Annotated in this window: 14 protein-coding genes; 4 read left to right on the top strand and 10 right to left on the bottom strand. The window is 57.3% G+C overall.

Going from position 1 to position 15,013, the window contains the following annotated elements; genetic code table 11:
• Window positions 1-8 precede the first annotated feature (8 nt).
• Entirely contained in the window at window positions 9-410 is a 402-nt protein-coding gene (locus RUESEDTHA_RS09855) for a hypothetical protein (RefSeq protein WP_180886576.1), read from the top strand.
• On the opposite strand, the gene RUESEDTHA_RS09850 is transcribed toward RUESEDTHA_RS09855, so the two are convergent.
• Both RUESEDTHA_RS09850 and ppk2 read right to left on the bottom strand, forming a co-directional pair.
• A complete protein-coding gene (locus RUESEDTHA_RS09850) occupies window positions 411-1,784 on the bottom strand; it encodes an MATE family efflux transporter (RefSeq protein ID WP_180886575.1) in 1,374 nt (457 codons plus the stop codon).
• A gap of 104 nt (window positions 1,785-1,888) precedes the next feature.
• Window positions 1,889-2,812, bottom strand: a complete 924-nt coding sequence (gene ppk2 / locus RUESEDTHA_RS09845) for a polyphosphate kinase 2 (RefSeq protein ID WP_180886574.1) — start codon at window positions 2,810-2,812, stop codon at window positions 1,889-1,891.
• Window positions 2,813-2,938: 126 nt separating this feature from the next.
• Here ppk2 and RUESEDTHA_RS09840 point away from each other — a divergent pair, with 126 nt between their 5' ends.
• Complete coding sequence (locus RUESEDTHA_RS09840; protein WP_180886573.1) at window positions 2,939-3,814, top strand: alpha/beta fold hydrolase; 876 nt, start codon at window positions 2,939-2,941, stop codon at window positions 3,812-3,814.
• A 4-nt stretch (window positions 3,815-3,818) separates the two neighbouring features.
• On the opposite strand, the gene RUESEDTHA_RS09835 is transcribed toward RUESEDTHA_RS09840, so the two are convergent.
• On the bottom strand, window positions 3,819-4,427 hold the full coding sequence (locus tag RUESEDTHA_RS09835) for a carboxymuconolactone decarboxylase family protein (RefSeq protein ID WP_180886572.1): 609 nt from the start codon (window positions 4,425-4,427) through the stop codon (window positions 3,819-3,821).
• Window positions 4,428-4,547: 120 nt separating this feature from the next.
• A complete protein-coding gene (locus RUESEDTHA_RS09830; RefSeq protein ID WP_180886571.1) occupies window positions 4,548-5,360 on the bottom strand; it encodes a class I SAM-dependent methyltransferase in 813 nt (270 codons plus the stop codon).
• A 174-nt stretch (window positions 5,361-5,534) separates the two neighbouring features.
• On the opposite strand from RUESEDTHA_RS09830, the gene parE reads away from it, so the two are divergent.
• Window positions 5,535-7,493: a DNA topoisomerase IV subunit B gene (parE, locus tag RUESEDTHA_RS09825; RefSeq protein WP_171210806.1), complete on the top strand. Its 1,959-nt coding sequence runs from the start codon at window positions 5,535-5,537 to the stop codon at window positions 7,491-7,493.
• A 22-nt stretch (window positions 7,494-7,515) separates the two neighbouring features.
• Here the strand turns inward: parE and RUESEDTHA_RS09820 are convergent, their stop codons facing one another.
• Window positions 7,516-8,340 (bottom strand): hypothetical protein, encoded by an 825-nt coding sequence (locus RUESEDTHA_RS09820; RefSeq protein WP_180886570.1) that lies wholly within the window; start codon window positions 8,338-8,340, stop codon window positions 7,516-7,518.
• A gap of 393 nt (window positions 8,341-8,733) precedes the next feature.
• Here RUESEDTHA_RS09820 and RUESEDTHA_RS09815 point away from each other — a divergent pair, with 393 nt between their 5' ends.
• Window positions 8,734-9,015 carry a hypothetical protein gene (locus RUESEDTHA_RS09815; protein WP_180886569.1) on the top strand — a complete coding sequence of 94 codons (282 nt, stop codon included), beginning with the start codon at window positions 8,734-8,736 and terminating at the stop codon, window positions 9,013-9,015.
• Here RUESEDTHA_RS09815 and RUESEDTHA_RS09810 read toward each other — a convergent pair.
• The 5 genes from RUESEDTHA_RS09810 to RUESEDTHA_RS09790 form a co-directional block, all read right to left on the bottom strand.
• A complete protein-coding gene (locus tag RUESEDTHA_RS09810) occupies window positions 9,005-9,784 on the bottom strand; it encodes an alpha/beta hydrolase (protein WP_180886568.1) in 780 nt (259 codons plus the stop codon). The genes RUESEDTHA_RS09815 and RUESEDTHA_RS09810 overlap by 11 nt on opposite strands.
• 58 nt (window positions 9,785-9,842) lie before the next feature.
• Window positions 9,843-10,988, bottom strand: a complete 1,146-nt coding sequence (locus tag RUESEDTHA_RS09805) for an iron-containing alcohol dehydrogenase (RefSeq protein WP_180886567.1) — start codon at window positions 10,986-10,988, stop codon at window positions 9,843-9,845.
• A complete protein-coding gene (locus RUESEDTHA_RS09800) occupies window positions 10,985-12,367 on the bottom strand; it encodes an aldehyde dehydrogenase family protein (protein ID WP_180886566.1) in 1,383 nt (460 codons plus the stop codon). Before RUESEDTHA_RS09800 ends, RUESEDTHA_RS09805 begins: the two co-directional genes overlap by 4 nt.
• A gap of 93 nt (window positions 12,368-12,460) precedes the next feature.
• On the bottom strand, window positions 12,461-13,822 hold the full coding sequence (locus RUESEDTHA_RS09795; RefSeq protein ID WP_180886565.1) for a glutamine synthetase family protein: 1,362 nt from the start codon (window positions 13,820-13,822) through the stop codon (window positions 12,461-12,463).
• An 88-nt stretch (window positions 13,823-13,910) separates the two neighbouring features.
• Window positions 13,911-14,879, bottom strand: coding sequence for a Na/Pi cotransporter family protein (locus RUESEDTHA_RS09790; RefSeq protein ID WP_180886564.1), 969 nt, complete (start codon window positions 14,877-14,879; stop codon window positions 13,911-13,913).
• Window positions 14,880-15,013 lie beyond the last annotated feature (134 nt).

The following is a 15,013-nucleotide window of genomic DNA, read 5'->3' as shown; positions in this document are numbered from 1 at the left end:
GAGGTTTCATGACAGCAATGTTGCCTGAATACTATTTCCGTGTTCGAGAAAACGGTGCAGCGGTTTTCAAGATCGACACTGAAAACCGCCAGCGCCGGATCGAAATGGATCAGATTGCTGTCATCAATATCCGCAATGGTGAGGTCAAACCACATGGCCAACGCTCGCTGTCCGAGGCGGATCGGACTGAAATCGAGCGGTGGATGGACGAGCGCAAAGAGCTGTTGGCCCGCCGGGATATCGACGACATTCACCGGGCGGTCGACTACCTGAATCTGACCGCGCAATGGGCGCAATCCAAGGCAACCGACGAACAGCTTGAAGACGTCACGGACCGGTTGCTGCTGGCGATGCACGATCTGCGGTCGGTGCTGGTGCGCAAGAAAGCGGATCGCTTAGACAAAAGCTGATCAGGCCGAATTGCTGGCCGCCATCGGAACCTCGCGAACGGACCGCAGCCAGAACCGGGCCATCAGAAGAACGGCTGCGCAGGCCAGTCCCAGAACGAGGCCGAGCCAGACGCCGATGCCGTCCATCCCGCGGACAAAGCCAAAGTAATACGAGGCCGGGATTCCAATTACCCAATAGCTGAGCCCCGCCATCACCATTGGTATCTTGGCATCCTGTAGCCCGCGTAACAGGCCCAGGGCGATAACTTGCGCCCCGTCCACCAGTTGAAACAGTGCCGCCATCGCCAGAAGCCCGGTTCCGATCAGCAGGATTTGCGAGCGCTGCGGATCATCGGGTTCCATGAAAAGCGAAATCAACGGCTCGGCGCAGGTCAGGAACAGGATCACGGTCAGGATCGACATCACCAATGACATCCCCGTCACCGCGATCGCCCCTTTTTCAAGATGCGCCCGATCTTTGCGCCCCAACGCATTACCCGCGCGGATCGTCGCCGCATTAGACAGGCCCAGATGCACCATGAACGTGGCGGAGGCGAGGTTCAGCGCGATCCCGTGCGCAGCCAGCGGCACCTGACCCAGCCAGCCCATCATGATCGCTGACATTGCAAACAGGCTGACCTCGGCCAATGTGGTCAGGCCAATTGGCACGCCCAACCTCAGGACGCTGAAAAAGAACTCCCAATCCGGCCGCCAGAAGCGTTGAAACAGGCTGTGTTCAGGCAAAACGCGCACTGCATAGATTACGACGAATACCAATGAAACGATCTGTGTCACCACCGAGGCAATAGCCGCACCAATAACGCCAAGCTCTGGCGCCCCCCAGTTGCCAAAGATCAGCGCATAGTTGGTGAACCCGTTGACCACGGCGGCCGTGACGGTGATCCACAAAACGATCTGAGTGCGCTCGAGCGCCGCCAGATAAGATTTCAGCACCATCACAATAAGCGCTGGAAACAACCCCCAGCCTGCAACCCGCAGGTATTCGGACGCGGTTTTGGCCACCTCCGGCTCTTGATCCAATGCAATCAGGATCGGGTAGGACCACCACAAAAGCGGCATCATCAACGCCGCATAAATCAAAGAAAGCCACAGCCCCATGCGGGTCGATCGGCGGATGCTCGTCTCGTCCTCTTCGGCGGCGGCGGTGGCAACGATGGGCATAACGGCCCAACCAAACCCGGCCCCAAACAGGAACAGCACAAAGTAATAGCTGCTGGCTAGCGTGACTGCGGCCAGCGCCTCGACCCCATACCAGCCCAGCATGATGGTATCGGTCAGACCAATGGCAAACTGTGCCAGATGCCCGCCGATCAACGGCAGGCCCAGTACGGCAATGGCCCGGAAATGGCCGCGATATGTCATCACCTTGTTCATTGCCCCAGCCTTATGCCCGGCCAGAGGCCGGGACAAGACCAGAACAGTGAAATTTCACAGTGAGACTATGAAGCCCAAGGCAAAATCCACGCCCCGGACACCCCCTATCGCGCGTCAGGGTGCAGCGAGTTACCCAGAATATGCTCGGACCGATGGATCACGTGATGTGCCTGTCCGACAATCAACGGATCGGGTTCACCTACGATGTCATGGTCCTTATCCGGATAATCCAGCGTCGACAGGAAGTGACGCATCGTATTGAGGCGCGCGCGCTTTTTGTCGTTCGACTTGATGATGGTCCACGGGGCGTCGGCTGTGTCTGTATAGAAGAACATCGCCTCTTTCGCCTCGGTGTAGTCTTCCCATTTGTCCAGGCTGGCCTTGTCAATGGGAGACAGCTTCCACTGCTTCAAGGGATCAGTCTCGCGGCTTTTGAAACGGCGCTGCTGTTCGGTTTGCGTGACCGAGAACCAGTATTTGTAAAGCTGAATGCCGGAACGAACCAACATACGCTCTAGCTCTGGGGTTTGCCGCATGAACTCAAGGTATTCATTCGGAGAGCAGAACCCCATGACCCGCTCGACACCCGCGCGGTTGTACCAAGAGCGGTCGTAGAAAACCATTTCCCCAACCGTTGGCAATTCCTGCACGTAACGCTGGTAATACCATTGGCCCTTTTCTTCCCATGTCGGCTTGTTCAAGGCCACAACGCGGGCTTGCCGGGGGTTCAGATGCTCCATGAACCTTTTGATCGTACCCCCCTTGCCTGCGGCATCGCGCCCCTCAAACAGCAACACGAACCGCTGACCGGTCTCCTGCGCCCATAGCTGGACTTTCAGCAATTCGGCCTGCAACTGGGCCTTTTGATCTTCATACGTTTTACGGGCCAACTTGCGGTCGTAAGGATATTTGCCGCTTTCAAAAGCATGGCGGATCTTGTCCGGGCTGGGCTGGTGTTCTGCGTCGGCCAGAGGTGGTACGATTTGAACCTGACCATTTTTCTGTTCGATCTGAGCCGCTGTTTCCATTCAGTCTCTCCTTGCTACACTGTCCGACAAGGCATCTAGCAGAATGTGAAAAAACGCGCTTTGATTGGTGTCAAACTGCTACATCTTTCTTGTCGCGTTTACGTAAACACTCCAAGAGGTTCCGCTATGGAAAACAGGTTTATCGAGCTTAATGGTCAGAGTTTTTATCTGCGCAGTTGGGGCGACCCTTCGCTGCCGGTGATGCTGATGCTGCACGGCTTCCCTGAATATGGCGGTGCGTGGGGCGATCTGGCCCCGCACCTGTCAGAACACTTCCATTGCATCGCCCCCGATCAGCGCGGCTTTGGTCAAAGTTGGGCTCCAGAGGGAACCGATCACTATGCCCTGTCCAAACTGGTTTCCGACATGGCCGCCCTCATCGAGGATATCGGCGCCCCTGTTTGCGTTCTGGGTCACGACTGGGGCGCGGCAGTGGCCTACGGGCTGGCCATGTTCCGGCCGGAACTGGTCAGCAAACTGATTATCGCAAACGGGGTTCATCCGGTTCCGTTTCAACGTGCCCTTGCGGAAGGAGGCGCACAATCAAAAGCATCCCAATACATCAACGACCTGCGCGACCCAAACGCGGCCCAGCGGTTCTCGGCCGATGATTTTTTCCTATTGGAACGCTTTTTCCGGCGCGGCATGGGAGTTGACTGGCTATCTGACGAACAAATGCAGGACTACCGCACCGAATGGGCGCGCCCCGGGCGGCTTGATGCGATGCTGAATTGGTACCGGGCGTCACCTCTGATTGTTGCCGACCCGGATAAGCCCCTGACTGACCTGCCGGACTTGCCCTTGGATCGGCTGATGATCAAATGTCCGCACCTGTTGCTTTGGGGCCCGGAAGACACCGCGCTGCTGCCCGAGTCGACTGCCGGGCTAGAGGACTTTGCGCCGGACCTGACCAGGATCGACATTCCCGGCGCAGATCACTGGTTGCACCATCAGCGCCCCGAAGTTTTGGCACAGGAAATCAAAAACTGGATGGCGTCCTGACCGCCTAGCGGTGCCCCCAATCGGCCGGGTCGTCCGAGTTGTTCGGCGATAGCCCAAGAACATCACCATCCGTCGAACAACCAAGTCCCAGAACCGTCCGGTTGGCATAGGAGAAATACGCACAGACCTGATTGATCTCGAGGATCTCGCCGTCATCCCACCCTGCTAACCGCAACGCTTCGACATCGGCCGCGACCATGTCTGATGGGGCTTCTGTCAATTTGCGCGCGTACATCATCGCGGCGATTTGCGCCGCGTCCAGTGGGGCGGATTGGGGGGAACCTGCCTCGATTGCGGAGCGAATGGCATTGCCGCGATCGGGGTCGTTCAACAGGCGTTGCAATCCGCTGAAATGGTGTTCGACGCAATAGGCGCAGCGGTTCAAGGAACTGACCCAAACACCCAGCACCTCAAGAAACCATTTCGGGATCGTATTGGCTGAATGGTGTAGGACATTCTTATAGAGCGCCATGTGGCCTTCCATCGAATGCGGCCGCAAGGAATGCACCATCATAATATTGTCCACATTATTTCCGGGGCCGGTCACTCGGTCGTACAGTTTTTTCAACCTGCCCGATGCCTGATCGAACGGAATTGTCTTGATCCAACTCATTCGGTTTCCTTGCTTTTTTAACACACAACGAGCGCACCATAGACGTCCGCGACAAGATCTACGAGAGCCCATCGCGTGGTGGTTTTGTGTTTATCACCCCAGATACGGTGCTAAGGTTTTTCAGCCCAAGCGACAAACAAACATTGTGGCCGACAAAGGCATCGTCATGCCATCTGGGCCAAAACGATTTTCCAATTCGGCCCCAAATTCCTTAACGACGTCCTCGGGGTCGACACCGCCGCGTTCATTGATTTCGTCAATCAGCGGGTTCCCAAAAACCAACGATCTGGAGAATACCTCCAGATCCTGAATCTTCTTTTGAATTTTAATGGTTTCATGCGTTACGTTGCTCCACCCGGCGGAAGACAGATCGCCAAGAACGGTGGCAGGATCGCCATAGTGAAAAGGAACTTTGTAGAACCCAGGCGGATCGTCGGGAAAAATCTTCTGCATAAGCTCGTGTGCCATCTGCGAAAACGGGTTCTCGGACGTTGGGCTCCAGACGTTGAAGACATATCTGCCGCCCGGTCGCAAAACGCGCGCCGCTTCTCGATAAGATGCGATTTTGTCGGGAAAGAACATCACCCCGAACTGACAGACCATTAAGTCAAATTCCGGCCCATCAAACGGAAGCTCCATCGCATTGGCGACCGCAAACTGAATATTCTCGTCACCTGAAAACTTGGCCTTCGCCACCTCCAGCATCGGCGCGTTCAGGTCGGTCACCAACAGATTTGCCTCTGCCGGTAACTTGTCTCGCAAGACTCTGCTGACTATTCCGGTACCCGCCGCCAGTTCAATCACCGAACTGGCGGGCTCATCGCAACACTTTTCAGCAATGAGTGCAGCGTAGTCGACAAAGATATTTGGCCCCAGACCCTTGTCGTAATGTGTTGGTATATCTCCAACGAAACTGGCCGAGTTCGTGGTCATTTCAAATTCCCCCAATTAATAGATAATGCCAAGTGTCCCAATCTTATGCGAAAACGGGCTAACGCGCGAATGGCGTCCTGGGTTTGGCAAAATCCCACAACACTTCGCGTCCCTCTTCCCCCGGACCACATCACCTGCCATAATGGGCAAAACCCAAAAACAAGAGCAGCACCGATGCCCGACGATCTGTTGACGCCCAGCGCGACCGCTACATATGACGCCTCTTCGATCGAGGTTCTTGAAGGTCTGGAACCCGTTCGCAAACGCCCCGGCATGTATATCGGCGGCACGGATGAGCGCGCTTTGCACCACATGGTCGCGGAAATCCTCGACAACTCGATGGATGAGGCGGTCGCCGGTCACGCCAACCGGATCGAGGTGGAGCTGCACGAAGATTATGCGCTGACCGTGCGCGACAACGGACGCGGCATCCCGATTGATCCGCACCCCAAATTCCCCGACAAATCTGCGCTTGAGGTCATTCTGTGTACCCTGCACGCGGGCGGTAAGTTTTCGGGCAAGGCCTACCAGACCTCGGGCGGTCTACACGGGGTTGGTGCCTCGGTCGTGAACGCCCTATCGGATTCTATGGTTGTGCAGGTGGCCCGCGATAAGACGCTGTTCGAACAGCGGTTCTCGCGCGGTATCCCACTGGGTCCAGTTGAAAAGGTCGGCGCAGCCCCCAACCGGCGCGGCACCACGGTCACCTTCCATGCCGATGCCGAGATCTTTGGTCACCATAAGTTCAAACCGGCCCGTCTGTTCAAGTCCATCCGCTCCAAGGCCTACCTGTTCTCGGGCGTCGAAATCCGCTGGAAATCGCATATCGACGACGGCGAGACCCCGACCGAGGCGACGTTCCACTTCCCTGGCGGCCTGTCCGATTACCTCAAGGAGACGATGAACGGCTCGTCCACCTATGCCGAGCAGCCTTTCGCGGGCACCGTGGACTTCACCGAGAAATTCGGCACGCCGGGCAAGGTCGAATGGGCGATCAACTGGACACCCTCGCGCGATGGGTTCATCCAATCCTACTGTAACACCGTCCCTACGCCCGAAGGCGGCACCCATGTTGCGGGGTTCTGGGCCGCGATCCTCAAGGGGATCAAGGCCTATGGTGAACTGATCAACAACAAGAAAGCGGCGCAGATCACCCGTGATGACCTGATCACCGGCGGCTGCGCGCTGGTGTCGTGCTTTATCCGCGAGCCGGAATTCGTGGGCCAGACCAAAGACCGCCTTGCCACAGTCGAGGCGCAGCGACTGGTCGAAAACTCGGTCCGCGACCATTTCGACAACTGGCTGGCGGCAGATACGAAATCCGCCGGCGCGATACTCGACTTTGTGATACTCCGGGCTGAGGAACGTCTGCGCCGACGGGCCGAGAAGGAAACACAACGCAAGTCCGCCACTAAGAAACTTCGTCTCCCCGGCAAGTTGGTGGACTGCTCTAGTTCAACACGCGACGGCACCGAGTTGTTCATCGTCGAGGGCGACTCGGCCGGTGGTTCTGCCAAAATGGGGCGGGACCGCAAGACACAGGCCCTGCTACCCCTGCGCGGGAAAATCCTGAACGTGCTGGGCGCGGCCAGTTCCAAGCTGGGCACGAACGCCGAGATCAACGACCTAACACAAGCGCTAGGTGTGGGGCTTGGCACCAAGTTCAACGTCGACGATCTGCGCTATGACAAGATCATCATAATGACCGACGCGGATGTGGACGGCGCGCATATCGCATCCCTGCTGATGACGTTCTTCTTCACTCAGATGCGGCCTATGATCGACGCGGGTCACCTGTACCTCGCGTGCCCGCCCCTCTATCGCCTGACCCAAGGCGCCAAGCGTGTCTATTGTCTGGACGAGGCCGAGCGGGACGAATGGCTTGAGAAGGGTCTGGGCGGCAAAGGCAAGATCGACGTCTCGCGCTTCAAAGGTCTGGGCGAAATGGACGCCAAAGACCTGAAAGAGACCACGATGGACCCGGCATCCCGCAAACTGATCCGCGTCACGATTGACGAGGACGAACCCGGCGAAACCGGCGATCTGGTCGAGCGTCTGATGGGTAAGAAGCCCGAACTGCGGTTCCAGTACATTCAGGAGAACGCGCGGTTTGTGGAGGAGTTGGATGTTTGATGATCAATTCGGCAACAATAGTCTAGGAAACATTATTTCTCACAACAATATTTGATAAGTACTTTATCAACTGTTCTTGAGTTATAACTGCCAAGCAGCGTGCCTGTTCATTTTCAATCGCCACTACACTTGCGTTGTAAAGGCGAACTGACTCCAGCATGAAATTTACGGTTGCGGAGCTATCCAACCTCAAGGCGACGTCCGGGTACTTTTCCTCAAATTCAAGGATGTATGGCCCTTCAATCATATTGTGAAGTGAAGTGAGGAAATCTTCGACACGTCGAAGTAAGAACTCATCTTCTTCCCAAAGAAGTCTGTCACGGTCATCAACACTATTCAAAAAAATGCTATTCAATGTGACAACTGAAACTAGACGATTTCTTCGGTCCACAACTTCTACGTACTTTAGATTGGGCAAAGCCTTAAAGTAATCCAAGACCAATTTGGTGTTATAATGGTGTCCTATTTCAAACTTAAGCATCCGAACTTTTTGCCTTCTCAAAAGAGACATGTTCTCGAGCTTCGAACCACTCCCTTTTCTTGTTGCGAATTCATCTTTCATTGAAAGAATTCCGGAGACCTCAATTTTCCTGAAAATCTCTAGTGAGTCCCCAATTGGAGATTTCAGTACGTTTTGAATTTCGACCCCAAACGCATTGAATCTCGTAATGTAGCCCCCAAACCACAAGAATGCCAACAAAGGCAACAACGACAATGCAACCCAATGCGCTTCGAGTGAAGTAAATCCGGGGTAATTTACATTTATTGCTCCAAGGACCAATAAAAGGAAAAACGTCAACAGAAGGCCCAAAAATAAATAGAACGCCTGTCGGTATTGTTCTTGCATTAAAATAACTCCTAAGGTTGCAAACCCATAGCTGAGGCGCAGGATGAAAATCAAGCCAACTAAGGCAAACTGGCTACAAAACTATTGAGTGTTCAAAGCAAAACTTACTGGTGGCTTTTTCGGAAATTCGCGCGCAAAAGAACTTAACTACTCGCGCCGCGCGAAGGACCAACTCCAAGTCAGAATACTCGGAGTTGCCTACTAACATCATCTCGCATCTTGCTAGGGACTTGTTGTCGGTGTTGATCAATAGAACTGCGTCCAGACACCCCCCTTGCCTAACCCGTTGATCCCGTTCACACTTACTCTCAACCCGTCATTCAAGAACGACATTTGAGGTTCTCGAGCGTCCAAGACTCAATGAGCCAAGTGATTTTCGAACGGGAGGACGACATGAAAACAGCAACCCTCGGGCTGGCGCTGGCATTGCTGGCCAGCCATGCAACCGCACAGCAGACGCTCAGCACCGCATCGCCAATTCCGGAAGGGGCCGAGACCCGGTTCTGTTACTATGCGGGCATGGCCTATTCGATGGACGCGTTCGTGGTCATATTCGGCGACAACACCGTGACCGACACGATCAGCACGCGCGAAGAGCACCTGCTGCGCTGCGTCAAGAACGACGATGGCTCGCTCAGTTGGAAACCCCAGAGCAGCTTCCAGATCAGCCGGTGACACCCGGCGTCTGATCCAGCCAGTCCGCAATCTGTCCGGCCGGGCCTTCCCAACCGGGCTCCATAAACAGAAAATGCGCGTGGTTTTCGACGGGCAGGAAGGTCGCGCGGTCTCCGTAGAGTTCCGCCAGCGCGCGGCAGGTGTTGGGGTTCACGGCCCGATCCTCGGTGCCTGAAACGATCAGGACGGGGCAGTCGACCTTGTCCCTGTCCACTTTCATCGCGTGGTGGTCGTCGAACATCCAAAAGAACATCTCGAACATCACACGCCCGCTCTCAGCACCAAGCTGGTCGAACACTGCGTGCTGCTGCGCCTCAGGCAGTTTGTTCAGCGCAAAGGGGGCCATCAGGTCGAAATCGACGCGCATGGGCTGTTTCCAGAACGCCCCGCCCTCCATCAGCGCACGCGGCACGGCGCGTTCGTCGTCGGTTTCGGGCAACGTCCCCCAGGCCGCGTTCGGGTTGATCAGCACGATGGCGCTGGACAGACAGCGCGCCGCCACCTGCTGCGCCACCACCCCCGCGATGGCATGGCCCAGCAGCACGGGCTTGCTGTCCAGCCCCTGCACAAAGTCGGCGATGTCATCGGCGTAATCCATGACACTGGTGTCGGTCAGGCCGGGGTCAGGCTCGGCCTTGGGGTCTCCTCCATGGTAGCGCAACGCGGGGGTGTGAACCGTCCAGCCGCGCGCGCGGAAGAAGCCCGCGTAATCCTGCATACACCACGGCCCGGCAAAGGCCCCGTGGATCAGAACTATCTCTTTGGTCATGAAAATCTCCCTCACCTGCGCTCAGTATGCGAGGTGAGGGAGCGGGTCTACAAGCCTGTTACAGCGCGGCGTTGAACAGCGCGGTCAGGTTGTCTTCGGTCAGCTCAATCGGATTGCCGCCGCAGGATGGGTCGATGATCGCGCCTTTGACCAGTTCGGGGAGCCGTGTTTCGGTCACGCCCAGATCGGACAGTTTGCGCGGAATGGCGAAGCTGTCGTTGAACTCCTGCACAAAAGCGCGGAAGCCGTCAAAGCCGCCATCGATGCCCAGATAGGCCGCAGCCTGCTGGAACCGGTCGGCGACGGCGGGGGCGTTAAAGTCCAGAACGGCCGGCATACAAACGGCGTTCGTGGTGCCGTGATGGGTGTTGAACACCGCGCCAATCGGGTGGCTCATCGCGTGTATCGCGCCAAGGCCCTTTTGAAACGCGGTCGCCCCCATCGCCGCCGCGCTCATCATCTGGGCGCGCGCTTCGATATCGGAGCCGTCTTTATAGGCACGCGGCAGGTAGTCCTTAACCAGCCGCATCCCTTCCAGCGCGATGCCTTGGGACATGGGGTGGTAATGCGGGCTGGAAAACGCCTCGACACAATGCGCAAACGCATCCAGACCAGTGCCTGCGGTGATGAATTGGGGCATACCCACGGTCAGCTCGGGGTCGCAGATCACGACCGTTGGCAGCACTTTCGGGTGAAAGATGATCTTTTTGACATGCGTTTCCGAATTGGTGATGACGCTTGCGCGCCCGACCTCGGACCCTGTCCCTGCGGTGGTGGGCACGGCGATGATCGGCGCGATGGCATCAGCATCAGCACGGGTCCACCAGTCGCCGATATCCTCGAAATCCCAAACGGGCCGCGTCTGGCCGCACATGAAGGCCACCATCTTACCCAGATCCAGCCCCGAGCCACCGCCAAACGCGATCACCCCGTCATGGCCGCCCGCTTTATAAGCCTCTACCCCGGCTGCGAGGTTCTTTTCATTGGGGTTCGGGTCCACATCGTTGAACAGGCCACGGCCCAGTCCGGCAGCCTCAAGGATATCCAGCGTCGCCGTGGTGATCGGCAGATCGGCCAACCCCTTGTCAGTCACCAACAGAGGGCGCTTCATCCCGGCAGCCACGCAGGCCTCGGGCAATTCCTTAATCCGGCCAGCGCCGAACTTGATCGCGGTCGGATAGGACCAGTTTCCAACAAGGCTCATGATGTCACCTTTTTCAGATGGTAGGATTTGGGGCGTGTGAGGTTGTGATAGCCGATGACCGACAATCCCCCTCCGCGCCCGGTATTCTTGCAGCCGGTCCAGCACAGGCCCGGGTCAAGATAGTCTGCCCGGTTCATGAACACGGTGCCGGTTTCGATCTGGTCCCCCACCCGCGCAGCACGATCCACATCGCGGGTCCAGAGGCTGGCGGTCAGGCCAAACTCGCTGTCATTCATCAGCGCGATGGCTTCTTCGTCGGACGAAACTTTCATGATGCCCACCACCGGGCCAAAGCTTTCGTCCCGCATCACGCGCATATCATGGGTGACATTGGTCAGGATCTGCGGCGTCAGATAGGCCCCGCCATCATCCTCGGCGAAGGTCTCGATATGGGCAACGGCACCCGCCGCAACGGCCTCGGCAATCTGCGCGCGCACCTCATCGGCAAAGCGGACATTGGCCATCGGACCAATCGTCGTCTCGGCATCCAGCGGGTTGCCCAGCTTATAGCCGTTCACGACCTCAACCGCCTTGGCGACAAACGCCTCGTAAAGGCTCTGATGCACATAAATCCGTTCAATCCCGCAACAACACTGGCCCGAGTTAAACATCGCCCCGTCGATCAACGTATCCACGGCCGCATCCAGATCGGCATCCTCCATGACATAGCCCGGATCCTTGCCGCCCAGTTCAGTGCCAACGCCGGTAAAGGTGCCCGCCGCGGCCCGCTCCATCGCCTGCCCGCCACCGACCGAGCCGGTAAAGTTCACAAAATCAAACGCCTTTCCCGCGATCAGATCATTGGTCACGTCATGGCTGAGGAACACGTTCTGGAACACATCCTGTGGCACACCCGCCCCATGGAAGGCCTGTGCCATTCGCTCACCCACCAACAAGGTCTGCGTCGCGTGTTTCAGCACCACCGTATTACCCGCAATCAGCGCGGGCGCCACCGTGTTGATCGCAGTCATGTACGGGTAATTCCAAGGCGCCACCACAAACACGACCCCATGCGGAATACGCTTGATATAGCGCTTAAAGGTCTCATCCTCACCCACCGCGATATCAGCCAGAGAAACCTCGGCAATCTCGGCCATATGGCTAGCACGCTCATTGAACCCACCAAACTCACCGCCATAGCGCACCGGACGGCCCATCATATGCGCAAGCTCAGGCACGATCTCATCATTCATCGCACCCACAGCAGCCACGCCTGCCATCACAAGGCGGGTCCGCTCCTGCAACGGGCGCGCCGCCCACTCCGCCTGCGCCGCGCGCGCCCGCGCGGCGACCTCGAACGCCGCCTCAGCCGACAGCACTTCACGCTCTGCGTAAACCGACCCATCAATCGGCGAGACACAATTCAACATCTGCCCCATCTTCACTCCATTTCCGAAAGAAACAGGATCCCCTGCTTCATCTGGCCAAAAATATCCCGGGGGTCTGGGGGCAGAGCCCCCAGCCAACCCGTCTCAAGCCCGCTCAAACCCGCGCGCGATTTCCCAATCGGTCACCACACGCTCGAATTCTTCAATCTCGACCTCTGCCGCACGGGAATAATGATCGACCACATCATCGCCCATGGCGGCCCGCAACATGGCTGACCCATACAACGCATCCCGCGCCGCACGCAGATTGCCGGGGATCATCCCGGTTTCCCCCTGATAGACGTCTCCCTGCGTCGGGGGCTGCAACTCCAGCCCCTCTTCAATCCCGGCAATCCCAGCGGCCAGCATCCCTGCCATCGCCAGATAAGGGTTCATGTCCGAACCCGGAATACGGCACTCTACCCGTACCGCCTTGGTGCCATCCCCACACAGACGGAACCCCGCCGTGCGATTGTCCACCGACCAGATGATCCGTGTCGGCGCAAAGGTGCCCTTCATGAACCGCTTATAGCTGTTTATGTACGGCGCCATGAAATAGGTGTAATCGGCCGCGTATTTCAGCAACCCTGCCATGTAGCTTTTCATCAGAGCCGACATGCCCAGTGCATCCGACTTGTCGAAAAACGCCGGTTGCCCATCCGCCCAAAGCGACTGATGCACGTGGGACGAACTGCCCACTTTCTCATGATGCCATTTCGGCAGGAACGTCGCCGCATGACCATGCTGCCAGGCAATCTCTTTCACCGCGTTCTTAGCAATCGAGTGATACTCGGCCGTGTCCATCGCCGCCGCATATTTGATGTTCAACTCTTCCTGCCCGGTCTCGGCCTCCCCTTTCGAATTCTCGACCGGTATGCCCGCATTCCACAGATGGTTGCGGATCGGGCGCATCACATGCTCTTCCTTGGTGGTCTGCAAGATGTGATAGTCTTCATTGTAGCCCGAGATCGGCTCCAGATCGCGGAAGCCCTCCTTGCGTATCTGGTCAAAGCTTTTCTCGAACAGAAAGAACTCCAACTCGGTGGCGCACATGGCGTCATAGCCCATGGCCTTCAGCCGGTTCACCTGCTTTTTCAGAATAGACCGAGGCGCATGGGGCACTTCCTCATGCGTGTGATGATCCAACACATCACACATCACCATAGCGGTGCCCTCCAGCCAAGGCACCGGGCGCAGAGTGCTCAGGTCGGGCTTCATCACGTAATCGCCATAGCCGCGTTCCCAGCTGGTGGCGGCATAGCCATCAGGGGTCGCCATCTCGAGGTCGGTCGCCAGCAGGTAGTTGCAACAATGGGTCTCTTCCCACGCACCAGCCACGAAATGGCCTGCGTGAAAGCGTTTGCCCATCAGACGGCCCTGCATGTCGACCATGCAGACCAGCACGGTATCAACCTCACCGGCTTCGACCTTGGCTTTCAGATCGTCCAAACGTGCGTCATTGCCCATCCCGTTCATCCTTTGTTATCTTCCGGGGACATCGCCCCAAACTCTGTCTCGCGGCCCTAGTCCTCGACCGCTTCCTTTTCCATTTCCATCACCAGACGCGTCTCCAGTACCTGCCCGCTTTGGTAGAGGATCGGATAAGCGACGGCGTCATCGGGCGCTCCAACCAATTTACGAACCCTGTGGCCAGCACGAATATGGCAAGATTGAACCCGATATGGACCAGGATCAACGACTGCCCTGCCCCGGCCACCATAAGCGCCTGATGCGCGCCGGTCACGTTGACCGCGATTAGCATCACCAGCGCCGCACTGCCGCGCAGCAGCAAGTTGGCCAGTGGAATGCGCCTTGCTGAAATTGGCAGGTCGCGCGTCAGCCAGATGGGAATGAAGGCAGATCCCAGATTAGCCCCAAGCACCAGCGACAGACCCGCCGCAAAGGGGATCGCTCCGACCTGAACCAGTGTTACGCACATCAGAATCGTTGCCACGGAGCTGTGCATAACAAAGGCAAGAACCGCGCCTACGATAAAGGCGCTGAAATAATCGCTTTCCAGATATCCCGCGATGGCCGGCAAAAAGGCGCTTTCGCGGATCGGATCGACCGCATCCCGCAGGAACTGCAATGAGACCAGAATGAACGCGACGCCCAGAACAATGCGCCCGATCAGCCGCACATTGGCGCGGTCGGATTTGAGGTAAAGCCAGCCGCCAAGCGCCAGCAGAACGGGTTGCAGCCAGCCAAGATCGTAAGACAGAACCTGAATGACCAGCGCAGCCCCCAGATCCGCGCCCAGCACCCCGGCCAATGCCATGCCAAAGCTGACCGTGCCAGCCGCCGCAAAACCGGTCAGCAATACCGTCACCGCGGCCGAGCTTTGCAGGATCGTGGCCAGAACCATACCGGCCCCACCTGCAACAAATACGTTTGAATGTCGCGTCAACAGCGACTGAAACAACGCACCAAAGCGCCGTTCGATGCCCGTGCGCACCAGACGCAAAGCAAAGATCAGCAACATGGTTGCCGCAAAAATCTCGATCAGGAACCCGGCGATTGCCATTTACCTATGCCCCTCGGACTCGGCTCACGCCAAAGCGTGACCAGAGCATTCTTGTCTGTTTCAGAGGCAAGCCTAGCATCGGGGACAGGGGTTCCAGTGGTTCAATACCGGCACGCGACCGAGGCCGCGCGCCG

It is taken from the genome of Ruegeria sp. THAF57 (assembly GCF_903914075.1).
Classification (GTDB): Bacteria; Pseudomonadota; Alphaproteobacteria; order Rhodobacterales; family Rhodobacteraceae; genus Ruegeria.
This window is presented reverse-complemented; position numbering and strand designations above follow the sequence as displayed.